We start from the raw sequence: 24844 nt of genomic DNA on the forward strand, positions 1-24844 counted from the left end.
TCGCACCGCGTCGCCGCCGAGATCGACCCGCCCGGCCGAAGCCGGCACACCGCCCGCCCGGATCCGGCGGGCGGCGCGGCCGCACGGGGTCAGCCCTCCAGGAACGCCAGCAGCGCGTTCGCGAGCAGGTACGGGTCATCCGCACCGCACAGTTCGCGGGCGCTGTGCATCGACAGGATCGCGATGCCGATGTCCACCGTCTGGATCCCGTGCCGGGCGGCCGTGATCGGGCCGATCGTCGTCCCGCACGGCATCGAGTTGTTCGAGACGAAGGTCTGCCACGGCACGCCGGCCCGCTCGCACGCCGCCGCGAACACCGCGCGCCCGCTGCCGTCCGTCGCGTACCGCTGGTTGACGTTGACCTTCAGGATCGGTCCGCCGTTGGCGCGCGGGTGGTGCGAGGGGTCGTGCCGCTCCGGGTAGTTGGGGTGCACGGCGTGGCCGGTGTCCGAGGACAGGCAGACGGTGCCCGCGAAGGCCCGCGCGCGGTCCTCGTACGTGCCCCCACGTGCGAAGACGGAACGTTCCAGCACGTTCCCCAGCAGCGGCCCGTCCGCGCCCGTGTCCGACTGCGAGCCGTTCTCCTCGTGGTCGAACGCGGCCAGCACCGGGATGTGGTCCAGCTTGTCGGCGGTCGAGGCGGCGGCCAGCGCCGCGACGCCCGCGTGCACCGAGACCAGGTTGTCCATGCGCGGGCCGGCCACGAGCTCGCGGTCGCGCCCCAGGTACGACGGCGGCTCGATCGAGTGGACCATCAGGTCCCAGCCGGCCACCGAGCCCTGCGGCAGGCCCTCTTCCTCCTCCAGGAAGGCGATGAGGTCGCCCTCCTGCACCTCGCCCAGGCCCCAGAGCGGCTGCATGTGGCGCTGCTTGTCGAGCTTGAGCCCTTCGCTGTTGACCGACCGGTCCAGGTGCACGGCCAGCTGCGGGACGCGCAGCAGGGCGCGGTCCACGTTGACCAGCCGCTCGCTGCCGTCGCGCAGGCTCAGCCGGCCCGCCAGGCCCAGGTCCCGGTCCAGCCAGGTGTTGAGCAGGGTGCCGCCGTAGATCTCGACCGCGATCTGCCGCCATCCCTGTGAGCCCGTGTCAGGCAGCGGCTTGACCCGGAGGTTGGGGGAGTCGGTGTGCGCGCCGACGATCCGGAACGGCATGTGCGCGGTCGCGCCCTCGGGGACGAACCAGGCGATGAGCGCCCCGCCGCGCAGGACGAACCGGCCTCCGCTGCCCGCGTCCCAGGCGTCCGTTTCCGACAACTGCCTGAAGCCTGCCTTTTCCAGCCGCTCGGCCGCATTGGCCACGGCGTGGTACGGCGACGGACTGGCCGTCAAAAAGGTCATCAGATCGTCGGTGTGGCCGCGGTCGAAGCGGGCGGGAGAGCTCATGTGGTTCACCTTAACGACGGTCGTGTTCACCATGGTCGGACTGCGGCGGATAGCCGAATCGCCGGGACCGCGGGCTGTGTGGTCCACTCCCCGGCGGCTTGTCAGCCCGGCGGGCGCTCGAATCTGCGCTGCAACTGCCTGCGCTCGCCCCGGCGGATGCGCGGGAGCATCTCCGGGGTCGTCGCGGAGCGCTGCGCGCGTCTCTTGCGTCCGGCGCAGAAGATACAGGCCTCACCGGGCGGCGCGTCCGGGTCGATGGGCGCGCCGGGGTGCTCGGAGCAGCCGGAGGCGTTGCGGGGCCGGGACAGCTCGCGGGCCACGATGAACGCACGGTGGAGATCGTCCGCTATCCGGACGAATTCCTCGGCGGGGGAGGAAAAGCCCAGGTGGAAGCGGCGGTCCTCGACCGTGCGGAGGTGGTCGCGCAGGGACTGCAGCGTGTACGGAGGGTCCGGCACGGGATAGCCCAGCCGGCGCTGCTCCCCCGCGGGCGGGGCGGCGGCCGCGGCGCGGGCGCCGCGCACGCCCTGGGCACGCAGCCCGAGCCGGCGCCGGTCGTTGCAGATCAGGCAGCGGCCCCAGCCGTCGGGCGCCTCGGGGTCCAGGGCCCCGTTGGGGTGCTCGGAGCAGCCGGTGTAGCTCTTGGCCGGCGCGAGCCCGGCAGCGGTCTGGAAGGCGGTGTAGAGGGCATCGGCGACGGCCTCGTACTCGGCGGGGTGGGCGCCGTCGTACAGCTCCCGCAGATGGTCGCCGAGACTGCCCAGGGCGGCCTGCAGCTCCTTGAGGGCGTACGGCCGCCCGGTCGGGACGGAGTACCCCCTGCTGTGGCCGTGCTGCTCTGCTGGACTCATGTCTACGAGCGTCCCACGAACCACCGACAACCTGTGAATGCCGACGGCCGGGCCCCCGCTGAGGGGCCCGGCCGTCGGATCGGTGACCGTGTGGACTAGAACGCGGCCTCGTCGAGCTCCATCAGGGAGTTGTCGACGGACTCGGCCAGCGCGCGGGCGACCGAGACGTTCGGCAGCACCTGGGAGGCGAAGAACTTCGCCGCCGCGATCTTGCCGGTGTAGAAGGCGACGTCCTTCGCGGGGGCGCCGGCGGCCAGCTTCTCGGCGGCCACGGCCGCGCCCTTGAGCAGCAGGTAGCCGACGACGACGTCACCGGAGGCCATCAGCAGGCGGGTGGTGTTCTGGCCGACCTTGTAGATGTTCTTGACGTCCTCGCCGGTGGCGGTGAGGTCGACGATCATCTGGCCGACGATGGCCTCCAGGTCGACCGCGGCCTTGGCGAGCGCGTCGCGGGCGCCGGACAGCTCCTCGCCGCCGACGGCCTCGGCCAGGAACTTCTTGATCGTCTCGGAGAGGACGTTCAGCGAGGCACCCTGGTCGCGGACGATCTTCCGGAAGAAGAAGTCCTGGCCCTGGATCGCCGTGGTGCCCTCGTAGAGGGTGTCGATCTTGGCGTCCCGGATGTACTGCTCGATCGGGTATTCCTGGAGGTAACCGGAACCGCCGAAGGTCTGCAGCGACTGCGCGAGCTGCTCGTACGAGCGCTCCGAGCCGTAGCCCTTCACGATCGGCAGGAGCAGGTCGTTCAGGCCGATCTCGGCGGAGGCGTCCTCGCCCGCGGCCTGCTTGAGCTGGATCGCGTCCTGGACGGAGGCGGTGTACAGCACCAGGGCGCGCATGCCCTCGGCGTACGCCTTCTGCGTCATCAGCGAGCGGCGCACGTCGGGGTGGTGCGTGATGGTGACCTTGGGCGCCGTCTTGTCCATGAAGTTGGCCAGGTCCGGACCCTGCACGCGCTCCTTGGCGTACTCCAGGGCGTTCAGGTAGCCGGTGGAGAGCGTGGCGATGGCCTTCGTGCCGACCATCATGCGGGCGAACTCGATGATCATGAACATCTGGCGGATGCCGTCGTGCTTGTCGCCGATCAGCCAGCCCTTGGCGGGGTGCTGGTCGCCGAAGGTCATCTCGCACGTGTTGGAGGCCTTGAGGCCCATCTTGTGCTCGACGTTCGTCGCGTAGACGCCGTTGCGCTCGCCCAGCTCGCCGGTCTCCCAGTCGAAGTGGAACTTCGGGACGAGGAACAGGGACAGGCCCTTGGTGCCCGGGCCGTGGCCCTCCGGGCGCGCGAGGACGTAGTGGAGGATGTTCTCCTCCATGTCGTGCTCACCGGACGTGATGAAGCGCTTCACGCCCTCGATGTGCCAGGAGCCGTCCTCCTGCTGGATGGCCTTGGTGCGGCCGGCGCCCACGTCCGAGCCGGCGTCCGGCTCGGTGAGGACCATGGTGGAGCCCCAGCGCTTCTCGACCGCTATCTGCGCGACCTTCTTCTGCGCCTCGTTGCCCTCTTCGAAGAGGATGCCGGCGAACGCCGGGCCGGAGGAGTACATCCAGATGGCCGGGTTCGAGCCGAGCAGCAGCTCCGCGTAGGCCCAGATGAGGGAGCGGGGCGAGGTGGTGCCGCCGATCTCCTCGGGCAGGCCGAGCCGCCAGTACTCGGAGTCCATGAAGGCTTCGTAGCTCTTCTTGAAGGACGCCGGGACCGGCGCGGTGTTGGTGGCCGGGTCGAAGACCGGCGGGTTGCGGTCGGCGTCCGCGAAGGATTCGGCCAGCTCGTTCTCGGCGAGGCGGGCGATCTCGGACAGGACGCTCTTGGCGGTCTCGGTGTCCATCTCACCGAACGGTCCGGTGCCGTACAGCTTGTCGCGGCCGAGCACCTCGAAGAGGTTGAACTCGATGTCGCGGAGATTCGACTTGTAGTGCCCCATGGCGACGGCTCCGTTAAGGCTCGGGAAGACAGGTTCCTCGTACATACCAATCGGTAATGTCATGATGCTACCCACGGGTAATAAGACGCAACCCCTGACGTGGCGACTGTGACCAGGGTCAAGCCGGACACCAGCCGGGCACTGGTCCGCAACCCTGGCGGGAATGCGCGTCCACGGGGCAGGGGGCGCTCGGTAGGCTTCGCCCTATGTACGGCTACGACCAGAACGTGAGCGCAGGGCAGCAGTACGCCGCCCCGCAGCAGATGGCCGGCGGGTACGGCGAGCAGCCGCTGTACCCCGAGCCCTCGCCGCCGTCGCTCGCCGACGCGGTGCGGGCCTTCACGACCGGGTCGCTGTCCGCCGAGGACTTCCAGCAGATCTTCGCCACCTCGAAGGTCTACTGCCCGCGCGGCGAGACCCCGGGCTTCCTGGCGCTGCACAACACGCAGCAGCCGGTGATCCCCATGTTCACCACGCTCAAGGAGCTCCGCCGGTACGCCGGCAAGGAGTCCAAGTACTTCGTGATCACGGGCGCCGAGGTGATCGACCTGCTGCCGACCGGCTACGGCTTCGTCCTCGACATGGAGGGCGACCACCGCATGGTCTTCGACGCGAAGGCCGTCGAGCAGATGGTCGACTACGCGATGCGCCGCATGTACGGCTGACCGGCGCCGTAGCCGGGGGGCGGATCGTGCTGCGCGTGCACTTCACGGCGGGGGACCTGCTCAACGTCACCTTCGCGCGCGAGCCGCTGCCGCTGGTGGAGCTGTCGATGGCGCTGATCGCCTGGCAGCGCGTGGACGAGCAGGCCGTTTTCGGCCGCTGGCGGGGCCGGGTCAGCCGGGAGTTACCGGACCGGGCGCGCCCGCTGCTCGATCTGCTGCGGCCCGACGGCGACAACCCCCAGTTCCTCGAGCCCCTCGCACGGAGCCTGGAGGAGGGGCTGGCCGCCGTACGGGACGCGGCTCCCCTGCTGACCGCGGACCAGCTGCACCGCACCGTCGCCCGCGCCCCCGGCCGGGCGTCCTGGCTGCGCGCGCTGTGGGGCCAGGACCGCGAGGCGTGGGACCTGCTGGACGGCGCGATCCGCTGCGCGTACGAGGTGGTCGTGGCCCCGCGGTGGCCGCAGATCCGGCAGTCCTTCCGGGCGGACGTCGCCTGGCGCACCCGGCTGCTGGGCGCCCACGGCATCAAGGCGTGCCTGGCGAGCGTCCATCCGGCCGCGGCCTGGTCGGGCACCGCGTTCGAGGTGGGCCTGGAGCCGGACTACGAGGTCCGGCTCGGCGGCGGCGGCCTGATGCTGATGCCCTCGGCGTTCTGGACGGGCCGCCCGCTGCTGGCCGACCTGCCGGACGGCTCGCACGTCCTGCACTACCCGGCGATGACCCCGCTGCCGCTGGTCGAACCGGGCCGGGCGGAAGGCCCGCTGGACGCGCTGCTGGGCCGGACCCGGGCGGCCTTGCTCCAGCTGCTGATCGAGCAGCGGACCACGAGCGAGCTGGCCCGGGACCTGGACATCAGCCTGCCGTCGGTCTCGGAGCACACGCGCACGCTGCGCGCCGCCGGGCTGATCACCACGGAGCGGGACGGCAAGGCGGTCCTCCATTCGGCCACCGGGCTGGGCGTGGACCTGCTGCACGGCACGGGCTGACGGCCGATCCTTTCGGCGGTGCCCGAAAGGATCGCGGCCGGCGCCCCGGCTCCCGAACATCGGTGCTGCGGGGAATCCCGCTCCTACCAAGAGGGAGACTGCAATGTCCGTCACGTCCTTACGCACGAAGCTCGCCGCGCTGGCGGCCACCGGGGTCATGGCGCTGGGTACGGGGGTCCTGGCGGCATCACCCGCGACGGCCTCGGACCACACGGTCGACGGGTGCCCCTCCGGGTACGCGTGCATCTACACCCCAGGCTGGGACTCGCATACGGTGGACGTGAAGTTCAGCGCCGCGGGCACCTACAACCTGAGCAACAAGAACGGCTGGCGGTGGGTGCTGAACAACCAGACCGGTGGCTGGAAGTTCAAGCTGTGCACCGGGTACAACGGCACCGGCAGCTGTGAGGACATGCCGCTGGACCAGTGGCGGTGGCGGGACATCACGCCGATCAACTCGGTCATCGTCTCGCCGTGACCGCATGACCGCATGACCGCAGGTGAGAGGCTTCGGGCCCCGGGGGGAATTCCCTCGGGGCCCCTTCTGTTCTGTGGGGTGTGGCAGGAAGTTCGAGTTTCAACTAAACTCGACTCAGAAGGAGGTTCCGACCATGCCTGCAGTGACTGTGGAGAACCCGTTGACGCTCCCCCGCGTCGCGGAGCCCGCCCCGGAGACCGCCGCCCGCAAGGTGCTGGCCGTCACGACCGCCCCGGGTGGGTTCGAGGGCGAGGGGTTCCCGGTGCGCCGCGCGTTCGCCGGGATCAACTACCAGTACCTCGACCCGTTCATCATGATGGACCAGATGGGCGAGGTGGAGTACGCGCCGGGCGAGCCCAAGGGCACCCCCTGGCACCCCCACCGCGGCTTCGAGACCGTCACGTACCTGATCGACGGAACCTTCGTCCACCAGGACAGCAACGGCGGCGGCGGAGTCATCAACGGCGGTGACACCCAGTGGATGACCGCCGGGTCGGGCCTCCTGCACATCGAGGCCCCGCCGGAGTCCCTCGTCGTGTCCGGCGGGCTCTTCCACGGCCTCCAGCTGTGGGTGAACCTCCCCGCCTCCGACAAGATGATGCCCCCGCGCTACCAGGACATCGGCGGCGGCCAGGTCCAGCTGCTGTCCACCCCCGACGGCGGCGCCCTGCTCCGCGTGATCGCCGGTGAACTGGGCGGCCACGCCGGCCCCGGCATCACCCACACCCCGATCACGATGATCCACGCGACCGTCGCCCCGGGCGCGCAGGTCACCCTCCCGTGGCGCGAGGACTTCAACGCCATCGCGTACGTCATGGCCGGCCGCGGCAGCGTCGGTCCCGACCGGCGGCCCGTCCACACCGGGCAGACGGCGGTGTTCGGCGAGGGCGGCTCGCTCACGGTGCGGGCGGACGAGTCCCAGGACGCGAACACCCCGGACCTGGAGATCGTCCTCCTCGGCGGGCGTCCCATCCGGGAGCCGATGGCGCACTACGGGCCGTTCGTCATGAACAGCCGGCAGGAGCTCCAGCAGGCCTTCGACGACTTCCAGGCGGGCCGGCTGGGGACCATCCCCACCACCGCCCGGGAGCGCACGAAGTCGGCGGACCAGCACTCCTGACCGCCCCGCCCCCGGCGGGCACCGTCAGGCGGCGCGGGGCATCCCCGCGCCGCCGACGGGGCACCGTCAGCGGCGCAGGGCCTCCGCCGGCTGCGTACGGGAGGCCCGCCACGCCGGGTACAGGCCGGCCAAGACCCCGGTGACCAGTCCGATCAACGGCGCCACGGCGACGGTGAGCGGCGACATCACCGGGGTCCAGTCGCGCAGCGCCGCCACCCCGACCACGGTCAGCGTGCCGAGCGTGGTGCCCACCAGCCCGCCGACCGCGCCCTGCGCGGCCGACTCGGCCAGGAACTGGGCGGTGATGTGCCGCCCGCGCGCCCCCAGGGCCCGGCGCAGCCCGATCTCCCCGGTCCGCTCCAGCACCGCGACGAGCGTGGTGTTGGCGATCCCGACCGCCCCGATGACCAGGCAGATCGCCGCCAGCAGCAGGAACAGCTGGTCCAGGTCCGAAGTCACCCCCGCCCGCAGCGTCTTCGGGTCCGGCGGCGGGGCGGGCGTCAGCCAGTCGGGATGGTCCGGGCGCAGCGCGAGCGGGAGTTCCGCGGCCACCTGGCGGGCAGCCCCCAGCTCGGTCACCACCAGCATCCGGGCCCGCTGGGCGTTCTCCGGCGGACCCCACAGCCTTTCGGCGGTGCCCCGGGGCACGATCACCGACAGCAGCAGGTCCGGCTTGCGGTCGGCGCCGCTCGCGATGCCGACCACGGTGAACGGGTGCTCGCCGATGAACACCGCGGGGCGGCTCTCCAGCGTGGTGATGCCGAGCCGCGCCGCCATCGCCGAGCCCACGACCGCGACCTGCTCGGCGCGCCCGTCGTGGAAGGCGTCGTACGCCCGGCCCGAGCCCAGCGTCAGCCCGGCGGCGCGCAGCATCCCCGGGGAGGCGGCGACGACCGGGACGCGCTCGCCGGTCGCCCCCGCGACCGGGGCGGACCGTACGGTGGTGTCGCCCAGCGGCACCGGCCAGAACACCCCTGCCGCGCGTACCCCGTTGAGGGCGCCCGCCCGGGCGTCCGCGTCCCGGGGGAAGGCGAGGGGCACCTGCTGCGCGAGCTTGGGATCGGCGCCGCCCGCGGTGTCCTGCACGCCGACCTCGGTGGCCGTCAGCGCGTTGAAGCGGCTGTCGATCTGCGAGGAGGCGGTGGCCGTCAGGCCCAGGATCGCGACGAACGTGCCCACCCCGAGGACCGTCCCGAGGCCGGTGAGCGCCGAGCGCGCGGGCCGCTGGAGCATCCCGGCCAGGGCCTCGGAGAACAGGTCGCGCAGGGACAGCCGGGAAGGGGTGATCCGGGCGCCGGCATCGACGCCGGCATCGACGCCGGCATCGGCATCGGCGCCGTCGCCGCGCCGTCGCCCGGTGCTCCTCGGGGAGGTCCTCACGTCGTTCCTCATACGGGGAGGACCTCGCTCAGGACCCCGTCCCGGATGGACACCGTCCGCCGGCCCCGGGCCGCCACGTGCGGGTCGTGCGTGATGACCAGCAGGGTCAGCCCGTCCGCGTGCAGCTCGTCCAGCAGGGCCAGTACCGCGCCCGCCGTGGCGGTGTCCAGGTTGCCGGTGGGCTCGTCGCACAGCAGCAGCGAGGGCTCGGAGACCAGCGCGCGGGCGATGGCCACGCGCTGGCGCTCGCCGCCCGACATCCGGGTCGGGAGATGGCCCGTGCGGTGGCCTAGGCCGACCCGCTCCAGCGCCGTACGGGCCCGCTCGGCGCGCTCCGCGCGCGGGATGCCGTTGTAGACCATGGCGAGGCGGACGTTCTCCAGGGCGCTGCGGTGCGGCAGGAGGTGGAAGGACTGGAAGACGAAGCCGATGCGCTGCCCGCGCAGGGCGGTCCGGTCCCGGTCGCGCAGGGCGCCGGTGTCGATGCCGTCGAGGAGGTACCGGCCGGTGGTCGGGGCGTCGATGAGCCCGGCCACGTTCAGGAAGGTCGACTTCCCGGAACCGGACGGGCCGACCACGGTGACGTACTCGCCGCGTTCCACGGTCAGTTCGCAGGGCCTCAGCGCCCGGACGGGCGGCGGTCCGGGGTAGGTGAGCCCGACGCCCTCGAAGCGGACGACCGGGGCGTGCTCCGGAGCGGAGCCCGGGCCGGTCACGGCTTCGCCTGCGCGACCAGGACCCGGTCCCCGTCGGCGAGCGCGGCGCCGCCGACCGGCTCGACCTGGACCATGCCGTCGGCGGACATCCCGGCCCGGACCTCGACCCGGCGCCGGGCGTCCGCGGCGGCGGGGTCCTTGCCCAGCACCGTGACGGTGGTCCGGCCGTCGGCGCCCGCCGAGACGGCGGAGAGCGGTACGACCAGCACCGGTTCGCCGGAGGAGGCGGCGGTCACGGTGAGCCGGACCCCCTGTCCCGAGAGGCGTGCGTCGAGCGTCTGGCCGGGCGTGACGGTGAGCGCGTACCCGCCGGGGTCCTGCGCGGCGGCGTTCTCCCCCGTGCCGGAGCCCGCTCCCGCACCGGAGCCGCCGGAGCCCGGGCCGCCGCCCGGCGCGGCGCCGGCCGAGGCCGGGGTCGGGGCGGTGGCGACCGAGGCGACCGTCCCGGTGGCGGTGAGCCCGGTGGCCTCGGACAGCACCTCCACCTTCATCCCCGCCTTGACCAGGTCCTTCTGGTGGGCCGGGAGCGAGGCCCGGATCACCGGCGCGCCCGCCGACAGCGTCAGCAGCCCGTCCGGGACCGTCTCCCCGACCGCCGCCTTGACCGCGTCCACGCGGGCCGGGAAGCCCTTGACGAAGACGAGCTCGTCCGCCGGGACCATGGGCCCGGCCGCCGCCCGGGCCGACTCCAGGCGGGTGGTGGCCTTGGCCAGGTCCTGCTGGGCGAAGGTGAGTTGCTGCTGTGCCTCGGCGGTGTCGGCCCCGCCGCCGGCCTTGGCCTTGGCGAGGGCGCTCTTGGCGGTGGTGACCCCCCGCTGGGCGGTGTCGGCGGCGTCCTCCGCCGCCTGGAGCTTCTCGGCGTCCCCGGGGTCGGCGGGGCGCGGGGTGTAGCCGAGCGCCGCGTAGAGCGCGGTGACCGCCGCCTTGGTCCCCGCGCCGTAGGTGCCCGCCGGATCCTTGCCGGTGGCGTGGCCCAGCGCCTTGAGCCCCTCCTGGAGCTGTCCGACGTCCTTGCCGGTGGCCCCGGGCTTGAGGTCCCGGTACACGGGAAGGGCCCCGGCCAGCGCGAACACCGGCCGCCCCGACACCTCGACCAGTACGTCGCCCGCCTGCACGGCGGCCCCGGGCTGTTTGTTGATTCGGGTCACCACGGGTTTGCCGCCCGTCCCGGCGGCCGCGGCGGCTCCGGCCCCCGGGGACACCGTGAGGGACTGCTCGGCGGCGACCGTGCCCCGTACGACCACGGAGGAGGTCAGCACCCGCCGTTCCACCCGGTCGGCGAGGACGGACGCCGGCGGCGGAGCGGCATCGGCCGCGACCTGGGCGGGGGAGCGGATGGTGGTGGCGAGGACCACCCCGGCCCCGGTGAGGGCGACGGCGCCCGCGACGACCCAGATCAGGATCCGCCGCCGCCGGGCGAGCGAGGCCCGTACGTCGTCGGCTTCGGGCTCCGAGACTTCCGGTACGGGTCCTGCGGCTTCCGGTACGGGCCCTGGGGCTTCCGGTACGGGTCCTGCGGCGTCCGGCTCCTCGGGGGCGGCGGCCTCTTGATGTTTCACGTGAAACCCACTTTTCCGTTCAACAGCCGCGCTCAGCAGTCGCCGAGCACCGAGACCGACGTGACCTTCCAGGGCGCGCCCAGCCGCTCGCGGACGAGGGTGAACGCGGACAACTGGGAGGGCTTGTCCCGCAACTGGTCGGTCGGGGTACCGCTCGCGCGGTCGTAGATGAGCCAGCGGTCGAGGTCCACGCAGTCCTGGACCACGCGGCTCTGCTCGCCGGAGACGTTCATGCCGTCGATCCGGTGGCCGACCTCGCCGCGCAGTACCTTCCCGCCCTCGCCGAAGTGCTTGAGCATGGCGCGCATGCTGTCCAACTGGGCACCGGCGGCGATCTGTTCGAGGCTCGGATCGGCGGGGTCGGCCTGCCGGCCGGCCGCCAGCCAGGAGGTCCAGTACGCCTCGTACGCCTGGCGGACGTCGGAGGTCGGCTCGACCAGCCCGTTCCCGTCCGAGGAGGGCGTGGCCCGCGGAGGGGTTCCGCCGGCGGACCCGACGCAGCCGGTGGCGGCGAGGGCCAGCGCCGCGCAGAGGGCCGCGACGGCAGCCGGGCGGGTCACGCCGTACCGTCCTTGAGGACCTTCCCCGCGGTCTTCACCTGCTCGGCCAGGTTCTTCTTCTCCTGCCCGAGTCCGTCCTTGTTCTCCTCCACGGCGGTGTTCTGGTAGGCCGTCAGCACGGCCGTCCAGGTGTCGGTCAGCTTGCTCTTCTGCTTGCAGGACACGTCCGTGGTGGCGGCGGTGATCTCCTCGGAGGTCACCGGCCCGGTCCACCGGGTGCCCTCCATGTCCTGGAGCTCCCAGGGGGTCTTCACCTGGAATCCGGCGTCCCGCATGCAGGTGCTCCACTGGCCGATGGCGGCCACGACCCGACTGTCGCCGCGCGCCCGGTCGTTGCTCTGCTGGGTCAGCTCGTCGAGCAGTTTCGTGCCGGCCTTGCCGCTCTGCGGGTACAGCTTGCGCGTCGCCTCGCCCGAGCAGCCGCCCTCCGGGGCGCCGGGCTGCGCGGGTGCGCCGTCCTGCGGACCGTAAAGGGCCGCCGTCTCGTTCGGGTCCTGCTTCTTCGTGTCCCTCGGGCGGTCCGGCGAGGCGCCGCCCGTCCGGTAGCCGAATTTCTTCGCGTATTCCGCGTCGACCAGGCCGATTCCGGTACTTCCGCGTTCGCCGCCGGTATTGGCGTACGTATTCGAGTTCTTGAACGCCGCGAATCCGAGCCGGTGCATGCACGCGTCCGTGAGAATGTCCTGCGCCTGCTGCATGACTTTCAGCTGCTCCTTGTCGAACGCGTAGGCGTCGAGCGGGAGTCCGGCGTGCACGGGATCCGCCTGCGGCGTGATGCTCACCTTGGGTTCCGCGCCGGGCAGGGAGGCCGCGCCCGTCTTGCCGCCGTCACCGGAGCCCGCGGACCCGCCCGTGCAGGCGGTCAGGGCGGCGGTGAGGAGCAGGGCGCCGAGCGGCAGTGCGCCGAGGGGCCCGCGGGGTCGGAGGGGGCGGCGGGAGGACCGGTTGGAGCGCGGCACGATCGACCTTTCCGTGGTGTGCGGGTGGCCCTAAACTGCCGGGCAAGCCCGGTGCCGGGACCGATTCCAGCGGTCCCGGCACCAGGTGCCTGTGGCCTGATCACATGCGGCTGTCGGCCGTCAGCAGTACGTCTGCGCGATCTTGTTCAGCAGCGTCTCCGAGGCGAACCCGACCACACCGGTGTTGTTGTTCTTGTGCTTGGTCCAGTACGGGTTGTTGCTGACGGTCGTGCCCTCCGTGAAGCAGATGGGCGTGATCGTCTGGCTGCGGTAGCCGAGACCGTTGATGCGGTTGTCGCTCGTGTACGGGGTCTGGCGGATGCGCACCCCGTCGGTGTTGTAGTCGCCGGCGTGGGCGGCGGTGGCCGCCCCGATGCCGAACGCGGCGGTGGAAAGGGCGATGGCCAGGAACTGGACTGCCTTGCGACGCACGTTGTCATCCTCTCGATGAGCCGACAGATCGTTCGTGCAGCCGAGAGGAATTGCCGCGCCCGTTTGAGCCACGAGCGCTGAGCTGGTCCCCCCGGTCCGGTGAAAGACGATGGCACGAAGACGAATTCCGTACCAGTGGGTTCCAGGGCTGCGGGCGAGAGCGGCTGAATGTGTTCCGGGGGCGCGCGGGCGCCGTTCGCACGGACGTGACCGATCCATTTCCGGAAATGCGCAGGAGAGGACGGTTGCCGTAAAACGGCCGCCTTCCCTCCTCCGCGATCGGATGATCAGGGACCGTTTCACGGTTGTCCGGAAAACATCGCTACTCGGCGCGCGCGGCCCCCGCGTAGCGTCCGCGGATCTCCGACACCACGCCGAACGCGGCGGCGGTCAGCGGTACGGACAGCAGCATGCCGATGACTCCGGCGACGCTGGCTCCGGCGGTGATGGCGAGCATGACCACGGCGGGGTGCATCTGGACGGTCCGGCTCTGGATCACGGGCTGCAGGATGTGGCCCTCCAGTACCTGCACGGCGAGCACCACGCCCACGGTCCACAGTCCGATGATCCATCCCCGCTCGGCGAAGGCGACGAGGACGGCCACCGAGCCGGAGATGAAGGCGCCCAGGTACGGGATGTACGCGCCGACGAACACCAGGGCGCCGAGGCCGACGGCCCCGGGGACCCGGAGCACGAGCAGACCGACCGTGATGCACACGGCGTCGATCAGGGCGATGAAGGTGGTGCCGCGCATGAAGCCCTCGACGGCCTCGAAGGCGCGGCGGGCCATCGCCTCGACGGTGTCGCCGGCGGCGCGGGGTGCGAGGGAGCGCAGGGTGCCTGCCGCGCGGTGCGAGTCGCGCAGGAAGAAGAACATCAGGAGGAGGGCGAGCACGGCGGTGGCGAGCAGCTCTCCGACGACGCTGATGCCGGTGATGACGCCGGAGGCGGCCGTACCGCCGAACTTCGACAGCAGTTCCTTGGCGTTCTTGGCCAGGTCCTCCAGGGAGGTCCCGGCGGGCCCGAAGCGCTCGGCGAGGTCCTGCCCGGCCCGCGTGAGGGAGCCGAGGATCTGGTCGCCGGTGCTGATCAGGGCGTGCACGACCACGTACCCGGCCCCGCCGAAGACCGCGATCACGCCGAGGCAGGTGAGCGCGGCGGCGAGGGAGCGGTGCATCCCCATCCGTACGAGGCGCCGGTGCATCGGCCCGAGCAGGGCCACTCCGAGCAGGGCGAGCAGGACGGGGGTGACGGCGGTCTTGAAGGTGATGCACAGCCACACGCCGACGGCGACCACGCCGGTGACGAGCAGGGCGACCACGCACCAGGCGGCCAGCCGCCTGACCGGCGGGGGGAGCAGAGTCAGCACCCGTGCATCCAACCACGGCGCTCCCGTGGCGCCGCCGCACGCGCTAGCCGTCGTCCTTCGCCTGCTCGACCATCTCGAACCAGATCGACTTGCCCTCGCCGCGCGGGTCCACGCCCCAGGTGTCCGCCAGCATCTCCATCAGCAGGACGCCCCGGCCGCTCGACGCCATCTCGCCCGGGTGCCGCTTGTGCGGCAGCTCGTCGCTGGCGTCCGCCACCTCGATGCGCAGCCGCCGCGCCCCCAGCTCGCCGATCGCCTCCGCGACCAGCAGCGCGTCGCCGTCCGTGTGCACGAGGACGTTCGTGACCATCTCGGAGACCATGAGCACCGCCGAGTCCACCTGTTCCGCGTCCGCCCAGTCGTGCAGCAGCTCCCGGATCTGCCGGCGCGCGCCCGCGATCCGCTCGGGCTCCGCCTGCGCCACGGTCAGCATCGTGCGGCGCGCCGGCCGTACCGGGTGCTCCGGCGGGGTCCCGCGGCCGCGGTCGGCGCCCTCCCGGCACAGCAGGACGACGGCTATGTCGTCCTCGCGCCGGTCGGCCAGCGGGCCGGTGGTGTGGTGCGAGGAGGGCCCGTGTACGGCCTGGACCAGCAGGTCGGCCAGCTTCTCCAGGCCGTCGGAGCCGTGGATCGCGTCCTGTTCGTGCGTCTCGGACTCGAGGATCGCCCGCAGCCGCGCCCACCCCGTGTCCAGGTCGTGCCCGCCGGTCTCGATGAGCCCGTCCGTGCAGAGCATCATCGTCTCGCCGGGCTCCAGCGTGAACCGCGTCGTCGGGTAGTCCGTGTCGGGGACGATGCCGAGCGGGAGGCCCCCGGCGGTCGGGCGCATCAGCACCGTGCCGTCCGTCATGCGGATCACCGGGTCGGGGTGGCCGGCGCGGGCCACCTCCAGCAGTCCCGTCGCCGGGTCGCACTCCACGTACAGGCAGGTGGCGAAGCGCGGGCTGCGGAAGTCGGACTCCTCGTACGAGTCGGTGATGCCGGCCAGGAAGCGGGAGGCGCGGGAGAGCACCGCGTCCGGCCGGTGCCCCTCGGAGGCGTACGCGCGCACCGCGATCCGCAGCTGGCCCATCAGCCCGGCGGCCCGTACGTCGTGCCCCTGGACGTCCCCGATGACCAGCGCGAACCGTCCCGACGGGAGCGGGATCATGTCGTACCAGTCGCCGCCGACCTCCAGCCCGCCGCCGGTCGGGACGTACCGCGCGGCGATCCGCATGCCCGGGATGTCGGGGCCCAGCATGGGCATCATCGACCGTTGGAGGTCGGAGGTGAGTTCCCGCTCGGATTCGGCCACGCCGGCCCGCTGGAGGGCCTGGGCGAGCATCCGGGCCACCGTGGTCAGGACCGACCGCTCGTCCGGGGAGAAGGACACCGGGTGCCTGAACGCGGCCATCCAGGCGCCCATGGTGCGCCCGGCGACGATCAGGGGGAGGAAGGCCCAGGAGGCCCGGCCGAAGCGCTGGGCGAGCGGCCAGGTGGCCGGGAACCGCCGTTTGTAGTCCTCGGGGGAGGGGAGGTAGATCGCCCGTCCCGTACGGACGACCTCGGCGGCCGGGTAGTCCGTGTCCAACCGCATGTCCGAGAAGGGGGCCTCGTCCCCCGGACCGTGCCCGTGGTGCCCGATGATCGACAGCCGGTCCCCGGCCACCCCGAAGACCGCCAGCCCGTCGGGGCTGAAGCCGGGCATCGACAGCGAGGCGGCGACCCGCAGCACCTCGGCCGTCGACCGGGCCTCGGCGAGCGCGCGCCCCGCGTCCAGCAGGAAGGCCTCGCGGGAGCGCCGCCAGTCGCCGGTGATCGGGGTGTGCGCGGCGGTGGTGCCGGGCTGCGGTTCGGCGATCTCCTGGATCGTGCCGATCAGCTCGTAGTCGACGTGCCCCTCGGCGGACCGGTTCTCCACGGGCTTGGAGCGGCTGCGTACGGTCCGCAGCACCCGCCCGTCCTCGTCCATGATCCGCAGCCGGGCCTCGGCGAGGGTGTCCTCGGCCACCGCGAGGTTGACGATTCCGTTGATCTCGTTCCAGTCCACCGGGTGAAAGCGCGACCGTACGACGACCTCCGGCAGTACGACGGGCTCCGCGGGCAGCCCGAGCAGCCGGGCGGCCTCGCTGTCGAGTGTGACCGTCCCGGAGGCGTTGTCCCACCGCCACAGGCCCGTCGCGATGGCGGCCAGGACGTCCTCGGTGCGCACCCGGTCATCTTTACAGGTCATCCCCCCGGCGTGCCTGTTCACGGCGGCCGCCGGGCACGCCAGCACGGTCCCCTGCCCGGACGGTAACCTTGTGAGGGTTGAATCCACCCTGGTATCGCGAAGAACTGGATGACTGATGCATCGGTACAGGTCCCACACCTGCGGCGAGCTCCGCGCCTCTGACGTCAACGCCGACGTCCGGCTGAGCGGCTGGCTGCACAACCGTCGAGACCTGGGCGGCATCCTCTTCATCGATCTGCGCGACCACTACGGCATCACGCAGCTCGTGGCCCGCCCCGGCACCGCCGCGGCCGCCGTCCTGGACAAGCTCTCCAAGGAGACCGTCGTCCGCGTCGACGGCAAGGTCGTCTCGCGCGGCGCCGAGAACGTCAACGCCGACCTGCCCACCGGCGAGATCGAGATCGAGGCCGTCGAGGTCGAGGTGCTCGGCGCGGCCGCCCCGCTGCCCTTCACGATCAACACCGACGACGGTGTGAACGAGGAGCGGCGCCTGGAGTACCGCTTCCTCGACCTGCGCCGCGAGCGCATGCACCGCAACATCATGCTGCGCTCGGCCGTCATCGCGGCCATCCGCTCCAAGATGGTGGCCCTCGGCTTCAACGAGATGGCGACCCCGATCCTCACCGCGACCTCCCCCGAGGGCGCCCGTGACTTCGTCGTCCCCTCCCGCCTGAACCCGGGCAAGTTCTACGCCCTGCCGCAGGCCCCGCAGCAGTTCAAGCAGCTGCTGATGATCTCGGGCTTCGACCGGTACTTCCAGATCGCGCCGTGCTTCCGCGACGAGGACGCCCGCGCCGACCGCTCGCCGGGCGAGTTCTACCAGCTCGACGTCGAGATGTCGTTCGTCGAGCAGGAGGACGTCTTCCAGCCGATCGAGCGCCTGATGACCGAGCTCTTCACCGAGTTCGGCAACGGCCGCGAGGTCACCTCGCCGTTCCCGCGGATCCCGTTCCGCGAGTCGATGCTGAAGTACGGCAACGACAAGCCCGACCTGCGCGCCAAGCTGGAGCTCGTCGACATCACCGACGTCTTCGAGGGCTCGGAGTTCAAGGCGTTCGCCGGCAAGCACGTGCGTGCGCTGGCCGTCCCGGACACCGCCGCGCAGCCGCGCAAGTTCTTCGACGGCCTCGGCGAGTACGCGATCTCGCTCGGCGCCAAGGGCCTGGCGTGGGTCCGCGTGGGCGAGGACGGTTCGCTGACCGGCCCGATCGCCAAGTTCCTCACCGAGGAGAACGTCAAGGTCCTCACCGAGCGCCTGGGCCTGGTCCCGGGCCACGCCGTCTTCTTCGGCGCGGGCGAGTTCGACGAGGTCTCCAAGATCATGGGCCCGGTCCGGGTCGAGGCCGCCAAGCGCGCCGGCCAGTTCGAGGAGAACGTCTTCCGGTTCTGCTGGATCGTCGACTTCCCGATGTACGAGAAGGACGAGGAGACCGGCAAGATCGACTTCTCGCACAACCCCTTCTCCATGCCGCAGGGCGGTATGAAGGACCTGGAGGAGAAGGACCCGCTCGACATCCTGGCCTGGCAGTACGACATCGTCTGCAACGGCATCGAGCTGTCCTCCGGCGCCATCCGCAACCACGAGCCCGAGGTCATGCTGAAGGCCTTCGAGATCGCGGGTTACGAGGCCGAGACCGTCGAGCGCGAGTTCGCCGGCATGCTGCGCGCCTTCCGTCTCGGCGCCCCGCCGCACGGCGGCATCGCCCCGGGCGTCGACCGCATCGTGATGCTGCTCGCCGACGAGCCGAACATCCGCGAGACCATCGCCTTCCCGCTGAACGGCAACGCGCAGGACCTGATGATGGGTGCGCCCACGGTCCTGGAGGAGTCCCGCCTGCGCGAGCTGAACATCGCGCTGCGCAAGCCGGTGGAGACGAAGGCCGCCGACGCCAAGCCGATCGCGGAGGCCGTCCACCCTGACGCCGCGCGGTAATCGCCCGTAGGTGAGACGAAGGGCCCGGGATCCGATGGATCCCGGGCCCTTCGTCCTGTGGGTGCGGCCACGGGGCTCAGAAGCTCTGGAGCAGTCCCTTGGCCAGCGCGGCAGAGGTCAGTTCCACGGGGGCCGGGCCGGCGTGGAAGAAGCCGGCGTTCTCGGCGTCCAGCTTGCGCAGGAAGTCGAAGGCCTTGGCGTCGTGGTCGCCGAAGGCGACGAACTGCCAGTACACGCCGGGTGCGGAGGCCGCGGCGTCGGCGAGGGCCTGCTTGGCGGGCCGGACGCTGTCGGGGGCGCCGTCGGTCTGGAACACGACGAGGGCCGGGCCCTCGCCGCCGTCCTTCTGGTACCGCTCGACGACGGCCTCCACGGCCACGTGGTAGCTGGTGCGGCCCAGGCGGCCGAGTTCGGCGTGGCGGGCTTCGACCCAGGCGTCGTCGTGGGCCTCGAGGGCGAGGTCGGCGGTGCCGTCCACGTCCGTGGAGAAGAACACGGTGTGCACGGTCGCCTCGTCGTCGAGGTGCGCGGCGAGGGCGAGGGCGTGGTCCGCGAGGTGCTGGGCGCTGCCGTCCTTGTAGAACGGACGCATCGACCCGGACCGGTCCAGGACCAGGTACACCTTGGCCCGCGCACCGGCCTTGCCCTTGCCCCGGAGCACCTGCCCGGCGGCCTTGTAGGCCGCGGCCACCCCGGGAGCCTTCCGCTTCACGTCGGCGAGCGCATGGGCGGGCCCGTCGGTCTCGACGGGGCTCTCGACGTCGGCGACGACGACGGCGGGCTCGGTCTCGGCGACGACTTCGGCCACCGGCTCGGGCTCCGGCTCGGCGACGACCTCGACGACCGGCTGGGGCTCGGTCTCGGCGACGACCTTGGCGACCTCGACGACCGGCTCCGCGACGGGTTCGGCGACGATCTCGGCGACGACCTCGGGCTCGGCGACGACCTCGGGTTCGGCCTCGACGATCACCTCGGCCACCGGCTCGACCTCGGCGACGACCTCGACCGCGACCACGGCCGTGGGCTCGGCCACGACCTCGACCTCCGCCGCGGGCTCGGTCGCTTCGGCGACCGGCTCCGCCGCCGGGGCCTGCGCCTCGGCCGCCAAGGGCTCCACGACGACCTCGGGTTCGGGTCGCACCTCGGGCTCCGTCACGGCGGGGGCGACCGCCTCGGCCACCGGCGCCACCTCGGGAGTCTCGGCCTCGGCCGCGACCACCTCGGCCGCAATCTCGGGCTCTGCCTCGGCCGCAACCTCGGCCTCGGGCTCTGCCTCGGCCGCGGGCTCGGCCGCAACCTCTGCCTCGGCCGCAACCTCGGCCTCGGGCTCGGTCACAACCTGAGCCTCGGGCTCGGCCTCGGGTTCCGCCGCAACCTCTGCCGCGACGGCCTCTGCCTCTACCTCTACCTCGGCCTCTACCGCGGCCGCGGGCTTCGCCTCGGCGGCCGGTGTCTCCGGCTGGGGGCGCCGTGCCTCCGGGACCGTGGGGTCCGGCGCCGGGGCGGTGAGAAGGGTCCCCGGTTCACGGTCCCGCGGAGCGGACTGCGGGGGAACCGTCGGATTGTCGAAGGAGGCGGCGACCAGCTCGGCCGCCACGTCCAGGGGGGTCCGTTCCGCCTGGCTCGGGACGGCGGCCGAAGTGGCGTCCGTCATCTCCGGAACCGGCTCGGCAGACCGTCCGAACACCTTGCGCAACAAGCTCCGAATACCCATGGGCCAGGCCTTTCGCATGAGTGCGTGCGTCATTTGTCCGTGCTGCGCGGTTGATCCCTGCCCAGAGTGGACACGTAAGGTTATCGGCCGCTTGGCTGGAACTTCGGCAGGGGCGCCCTTCGTGGCGCCCGGCCCAACCAGCACACACCCCATCTTGCCGAACTCCCGCACCGACGTGCCCGGTTCACCGGGCGTTCATTCCACCGCCGCCGCTTCGGCGCAACCCGCGCCTACCGTCACGGCTGGATTCGACCGACATGCTGTCGGCACCCGTGCATCTACGGAGGACACTCGTGCGCAAGCTCCTGCCGCTCATAGGCAACCCGCATGGGGGCGGCCGTTCCGCCCTCACCTGCCGCTACCGCTGCGGCGACGCCTGCTTCCACGAGGTGCCGAACAAGAGCGACAACGAGTACGTCGGCGACGTCATCGCCCGCGCCTACTCGCGCCGCTCGATGCTGCGCTCCGCCGCCGTCGTCACGGTCGCGTCCGCCGCCGGTACCGCGATCACCCTCGGCAGCAACGGCTCCTCGGCCACCGCCGCCCCCGCCGCCGACGCGCAGGGCGCCGCCGCCGACGCCGCCGGCGCCCGTGGTCTGCGCTTCAAGCCCGTCGCGCCGAACACCGACGACCGGGTCACCGTCCCCGAGGGCTATGAGCAGAACGTGGTCATCCGCTGGGGCGAGCCCATCGTCAAGGGTGCTCCCGGCTTCAACGCCGACAAGCAGACCGCCGCCGCCCAGGCCGGTCAGTTCGGCTACAACAACGACTTCCTCTCGCTGCTTCCGCTCGGCGGTGACTACGAGCGCCAGCAGCTCCTCGTGGCCAACCACGAGTACACCGACGAGATCCTCATGTTCAAGGGCTACGACCCGGCGAACCCGACCCGCGAGCAGGTCGAGATCGCCTGGGCCGCGCACGGTCTCGGCATCGTCGTCGTCCAGGAGGACCACCGCAGCGGCAAGCTGACCGCGGTCAACCGCCACCAGCTGAACCGCCGCCTCACCGCGACCAGCGAGTTCAAGCTCACCGGCCCGGCCGCGGGCAGCGCCCTGGTGAAGACCTCCGTCGACGCGACCGGCACCAAGGTCCTCGGCACGCTCAACAACTGCTCCGGCGGCACCACCCCGTGGGGCACCACGCTGCACGGCGAGGAGAACTTCAACCAGTACTTCGCCAACGCCGGCCAGGTCACCGACCCCAAGGAGGCCGCCCGCCTGAAGCGCTACGGCGTGACCGCCGGCGCCACCGAGCGCAAGTGGGAGCGGTTCGACAAGCGCTTCGACGTGCTCCAGGAGCCCAACGAGTCGCACCGCTTCGGCTGGGTCGTCGAGCTCGACCCGTACGACCCGCACTCCACCCCGCGCAAGCGCACCGCGCTGGGCCGCTTCAAGCACGAGGGCGCCCAGCCCCGCCTGACCGAGGACGGCCGCCCGGTCGTCTACATGGGCGACGACGAGAAGTTCGACTACTTCTACAAGTTCGTCTCCTCGAAGCAGATGAAGAAGGGCAACTCGCGCGCGGCGAAGGAGCACAACCTCACGCTGCTCGACGAGGGCACCCTCTACGTCGCCAAGCTGACCGGCGACTCCCCGGCCGCCGAGTTCGACGGCACCGGCAAGCTCCCCTCCGACGGCCAGTTCGACGGCTCCGGCGTGTGGATCAAGCTCCTCACCTCCTCCCCCTCCGGCAACGTCTCGCATGTCGAGGGCATGACCGCCGAAGAGGTGGCCGTCTTCACGCGTGAGGCCGGCGACAAGGTGGGCGCCACCAAGATGGACCGCCCCGAGGACATCGAGCCCTCGCCGCGCACCGGCCGCGTGTACGTCGTCCTCACCAACAACAGCGACCGCGGCAAGGCCGGCAAGGCCGGGGCGGACGAGGCGAACCCGCGCAACGCGAACAAGCACGGCCAGATCCTGGAGCTCGCCGAGAACTTCGACGACCCGGCCGGTGACGGCTTCGCCTGGCGCCTGTTCCTGGTCGCCGGCGACCCGAAGGACCCGGCCACCTTCTTCGCCGGTTTCCCGAAGGAGAAGGTCAGCCCGATCTCCTGCCCGGACAACGTGACCTTCGACCCGCACGGCAACCTGTGGATCTCCACGGACGGCAACCAGCTCGGCTCCCACGACGGCCTGTTCGGTGTCGCCACCGCCGGCGAGCGCCGCGGTGAGCTGAAGCAGTTCCTGACCGTTCCCCGCGGCGCCGAGACCTGCGGCCCGCTGGTCCAGGACAAGCGCGTCCTGGTCGCCGTCCAGCACCCGGGCGAGATCGACGGCGCGTCCGTCGAGAAGCCCCAGTCGGTGTGGCCCGACGGCCCCGGCAAGATCGTCCGCCCGGCGGTCGTGTCCGTCTGGCGCAAGGACGGCAAGAACATCGGCGTCTGACCGGGCCCTCGGGCACGATCCGTTGATCGGTTGAATCCAGCAGGGCGGACGGCGTTTCATTCGGGGACCTCCCGGCGGTGGCCGGGGGCCGAAACGCCGTCCGCCCATGGGTGTTTCACGTGAAACACCCTTCGCCTTCAGCCGTCCTTCAGTCGTCCACCAGCCGTCCGACCGGCAGCCTGAGCGTGGTCACCGCCCCGCCGCCCGGTGCGTTGGCGAAGCTCAGCGCGATCTCCAGGACCGCCGCCTGGCCGACCACGATGGTCAGGCCCAGCCCGTGGCCGCGCCCGCGGCCCGGGTCCCCGGTGCGGAACCGCTGCGGCCCCTGCTCGATCAGCTCGGGCGGGTAGCCGGGCCCTTGGTCGCGCACGACCACCACCGGGCCCTCCACGGTCACCTCGACCGGCGGTTCCCCGTGCTTGTCGGCGTTGACCAGCAGATTGGCCAGGATCCGGTCCAGCCGCCGCCGGTCGGTGAGCACCACCGCGTCGCGCACGATCCGTACGGAAGCCTCCAGGCGGGTCGCCGCGACGGCTCGCCGTACCGCCTCACCGAGCTCCACCCGGGCCAGGTCGGCGTGCTCGACGCCCGATTCCAGCCGGGAGATCTCCAGCAGGTCCTCGGTGAGCAGGTGCAGGGCCTTGAGCCGGTCGTTGATCATCTCCTTGGGGCGTCCCTCCGGCAGCAGGGCGGCCGCGGCCAGCGAGCCGGTGAGCGGGGTGCGCAGCTCGTGCGCGACGTCCGCGGTGAACCGCTTCTCCGCCTCGATCCGCTCCTGGAGGGACCGGGCCATCAAGTCGAGTGCCTGCGCGACGTCGCGGACCTCGTCGCGGTAGCGCGGCCGTCGCCGGCCGCCGTCTTCGGCCGGGCCGTCCGTGCCGTCCTGTTCGGTGGGGAACCCCACGCGCGCGTCCAGGTCCCCGGCGCTGATCCGCCGGGCCACGGCGGCCGTGGTGGCCAGCCGGCGGCTGATGCGGTTGGCGAGGAACAGGCCGGCCAGTGCCACGACTCCGGCGGCGAGCGCGGCGGAGGCGAGGATCGCGGTGTCGATGTCCCGCAGCCGGTGGCGCGTGCTCTCGTACGGGAGCCAGACGGCGAGGGCCTGGTCATCGGCGGGTGCGGCGGCCCACATGACGGGTTTGCCGGCGTGCTCTCCGACCATGCTGCCGGTGCGTCCGCGGGCCACGAGCGCGCGCAGCGGTGCGGGAAGTCCGGGCGGGTCCAGGGCGACGTTCACGTCGCCGTGGGAGGTGCCGTACTGGTACTGGGCGAGGGCGTAGTCCAGGTCCCGGTCCGCGTCCTTGCGGACCTCCCCGACGATCTGCCGGGCGACCACGTTGTGCACGAGGATCCCGAGGACCGCGGCGACGGCGCAGCACACGGCCGTGGTGGTCAGGGCGATCTTCCAGCGCAGACTGCTCGTCACCCGCATGGCCGCCCGCCCCCTCTCAGCCCCGGCTCGCGGAGGCGCACGGGGTGGAGCTGCCCTTCGTGCCCGGGCACTCGTCGAGGGTGAGCTGCGACAGGTTCATGATCCCGGCCTTGGGGTCCCACACGTAGTCGGAGACGGAGACCTTCTCCGGGTTGGAGGTCGGCTCGCGGACCGCAAGGTGTTCGGCGGCCACCTCCACGCCCTCCAGCACCCCGCGCCGGGACAGGATCCGGGCGATCGACCCGTCGTCCTGGACGGTGTAGACGCGCAGTTCGCTGACCCGGCCGTCGATGTCCAGGGCGGTGATCAGTTCCTCGCGGCCGTTGCCCGTCACGTCGTGCAGGACGGCGGGCCGCACCGGGCAGTCCGGACCTCCGTCCACAGCCTGTGTACACAGCGCGAGCCGCTGCATCGCCCGGGGGTCGACGAGCCGCCCGGTCCCCTCGTCCTGGGCGGTAGCCGCGGTGATGTCGGCCCGTACGACCTCCACCGCGTTCACGCCCCGCATGCTGAGGCCCGCGACCTTGGGCAGCCCCGGGATCACGGCGGCCGTGCCGGGCTTCTGGCCCGGGCCGGGCGGCTCCGGGTGGATGTCCGCCCACAGGGACTGCGGGGCGTGCACCGTGCCCAGGTCGCCGTCGTCGCGCAGCCCGTCCACGTCGGCACACCCGGCCGCCGCCGCGAGAACGGCGGCGAGGACCGGGGCCGCCGCGCGGCCGCGCCGGGAGAGGGGCCTCATGCACCGATGCTCTCCCGCCGGGGCCGGTCGGGCCCGGCCCCGGGG

Annotated in this window: 20 protein-coding genes; 6 read left to right on the forward strand and 14 right to left on the reverse strand. The window is 72.0% G+C overall.

Annotated elements, in window-relative coordinates:
• Positions 1–89: 89 nt before the first annotated feature.
• The 3 genes from ACFYZS_RS11225 to ACFYZS_RS11235 all read right to left on the reverse strand — a co-directional run bounded on the left by ACFYZS_RS11225 (position 90) and on the right by ACFYZS_RS11235 (position 4158).
• Positions 90–1382: a M18 family aminopeptidase gene (locus tag ACFYZS_RS11225; protein ID WP_389009591.1), complete on the reverse strand. Its 1293-nt coding sequence runs from the start codon at positions 1380–1382 to the stop codon at positions 90–92.
• 101 nt (positions 1383–1483) lie between these two features.
• A complete protein-coding gene (locus ACFYZS_RS11230) occupies positions 1484–2233 on the reverse strand; it encodes a hypothetical protein (protein WP_389009595.1) in 750 nt (249 codons plus the stop codon).
• A 95-nt stretch (positions 2234–2328) separates the two neighbouring features.
• Positions 2329–4158 carry an acyl-CoA dehydrogenase gene (locus tag ACFYZS_RS11235; RefSeq protein ID WP_389010261.1) on the reverse strand — a complete coding sequence of 610 codons (1830 nt, stop codon included), beginning with the start codon at positions 4156–4158 and terminating at the stop codon, positions 2329–2331.
• A gap of 206 nt (positions 4159–4364) precedes the next feature.
• On the opposite strand from ACFYZS_RS11235, the gene ACFYZS_RS11240 reads away from it, so the two are divergent.
• From ACFYZS_RS11240 to ACFYZS_RS11255, 4 genes are all read left to right on the forward strand, one after another.
• Complete coding sequence (locus ACFYZS_RS11240) at positions 4365–4823, forward strand: SseB family protein (RefSeq protein ID WP_030153025.1); 459 nt, start codon at positions 4365–4367, stop codon at positions 4821–4823.
• 26 nt (positions 4824–4849) lie between these two features.
• Entirely contained in the window at positions 4850–5809 is a 960-nt protein-coding gene (locus tag ACFYZS_RS11245; protein WP_389009598.1) for a helix-turn-helix domain-containing protein, read from the forward strand.
• 103 nt (positions 5810–5912) lie between these two features.
• Positions 5913–6287, forward strand: coding sequence for a hypothetical protein (locus ACFYZS_RS11250; protein ID WP_389009601.1), 375 nt, complete (start codon positions 5913–5915; stop codon positions 6285–6287).
• Between the two features lie 133 nt (positions 6288–6420).
• Positions 6421–7407 carry a pirin family protein gene (locus ACFYZS_RS11255; protein ID WP_389009604.1) on the forward strand — a complete coding sequence of 329 codons (987 nt, stop codon included), beginning with the start codon at positions 6421–6423 and terminating at the stop codon, positions 7405–7407.
• 66 nt (positions 7408–7473) lie between these two features.
• On the opposite strand, the gene ACFYZS_RS11260 is transcribed toward ACFYZS_RS11255, so the two are convergent.
• The 8 genes from ACFYZS_RS11260 to ACFYZS_RS11295 all read right to left on the reverse strand — a co-directional run bounded on the left by ACFYZS_RS11260 (position 7474) and on the right by ACFYZS_RS11295 (position 16573).
• Complete coding sequence (locus ACFYZS_RS11260) at positions 7474–8799, reverse strand: ABC transporter permease (RefSeq protein ID WP_389009606.1); 1326 nt, start codon at positions 8797–8799, stop codon at positions 7474–7476.
• Complete coding sequence (locus tag ACFYZS_RS11265) at positions 8796–9503, reverse strand: ABC transporter ATP-binding protein (RefSeq protein WP_389009609.1); 708 nt, start codon at positions 9501–9503, stop codon at positions 8796–8798. Before ACFYZS_RS11265 ends, ACFYZS_RS11260 begins: the two co-directional genes overlap by 4 nt.
• Positions 9500–11062, reverse strand: coding sequence for a peptidoglycan-binding protein (locus ACFYZS_RS11270; protein WP_389009611.1), 1563 nt, complete (start codon positions 11060–11062; stop codon positions 9500–9502). Before ACFYZS_RS11270 ends, ACFYZS_RS11265 begins: the two co-directional genes overlap by 4 nt.
• A 32-nt stretch (positions 11063–11094) precedes the next feature.
• Positions 11095–11622 carry a hypothetical protein gene (locus ACFYZS_RS11275; RefSeq protein ID WP_389009614.1) on the reverse strand — a complete coding sequence of 176 codons (528 nt, stop codon included), beginning with the start codon at positions 11620–11622 and terminating at the stop codon, positions 11095–11097.
• Positions 11619–12581, reverse strand: a complete 963-nt coding sequence (locus ACFYZS_RS11280) for a hypothetical protein (RefSeq protein WP_389009617.1) — start codon at positions 12579–12581, stop codon at positions 11619–11621. The genes ACFYZS_RS11275 and ACFYZS_RS11280 overlap by 4 nt, the downstream gene beginning before the upstream one ends.
• Before the next feature lie 120 nt (positions 12582–12701).
• Positions 12702–13013, reverse strand: coding sequence for a hypothetical protein (locus ACFYZS_RS11285; RefSeq protein ID WP_389009620.1), 312 nt, complete (start codon positions 13011–13013; stop codon positions 12702–12704).
• 322 nt (positions 13014–13335) lie between these two features.
• The gene (locus ACFYZS_RS11290) at positions 13336–14379 is read right to left on the reverse strand and encodes an AI-2E family transporter (RefSeq protein WP_389010264.1); all 1044 of its coding nucleotides are present in this window, start codon (positions 14377–14379) and stop codon (positions 13336–13338) included.
• A gap of 46 nt (positions 14380–14425) precedes the next feature.
• Positions 14426–16573: a SpoIIE family protein phosphatase gene (locus ACFYZS_RS11295; protein ID WP_389010267.1), complete on the reverse strand. Its 2148-nt coding sequence runs from the start codon at positions 16571–16573 to the stop codon at positions 14426–14428.
• A 136-nt stretch (positions 16574–16709) separates the two neighbouring features.
• Between ACFYZS_RS11295 and aspS the strand changes: the two genes are divergently transcribed.
• Entirely contained in the window at positions 16710–18527 is a 1818-nt protein-coding gene (gene aspS / locus ACFYZS_RS11300; RefSeq protein WP_389009623.1) for an aspartate--tRNA ligase, read from the forward strand.
• A gap of 76 nt (positions 18528–18603) precedes the next feature.
• On the opposite strand, the gene ACFYZS_RS11305 is transcribed toward aspS, so the two are convergent.
• Entirely contained in the window at positions 18604–20181 is a 1578-nt protein-coding gene (locus ACFYZS_RS11305; RefSeq protein WP_389009626.1) for a VWA domain-containing protein, read from the reverse strand.
• A 353-nt stretch (positions 20182–20534) separates the two neighbouring features.
• Here ACFYZS_RS11305 and ACFYZS_RS11310 point away from each other — a divergent pair, with 353 nt between their 5' ends.
• A complete protein-coding gene (locus ACFYZS_RS11310; RefSeq protein WP_389009629.1) occupies positions 20535–22628 on the forward strand; it encodes a PhoX family protein in 2094 nt (697 codons plus the stop codon).
• A 148-nt stretch (positions 22629–22776) separates the two neighbouring features.
• Here the strand turns inward: ACFYZS_RS11310 and ACFYZS_RS11315 are convergent, their stop codons facing one another.
• Complete coding sequence (locus ACFYZS_RS11315; RefSeq protein ID WP_389009632.1) at positions 22777–24060, reverse strand: sensor histidine kinase; 1284 nt, start codon at positions 24058–24060, stop codon at positions 22777–22779.
• Between the two features lie 16 nt (positions 24061–24076).
• Positions 24077–24799: a hypothetical protein gene (locus ACFYZS_RS11320; RefSeq protein WP_389009635.1), complete on the reverse strand. Its 723-nt coding sequence runs from the start codon at positions 24797–24799 to the stop codon at positions 24077–24079.
• Positions 24800–24844 lie beyond the last annotated feature (45 nt).

The organism is Streptomyces sp. NPDC001903, assembly GCF_042891345.1.
Lineage (GTDB): Bacteria > Actinomycetota > Actinomycetes > Streptomycetales > Streptomycetaceae > Streptomyces.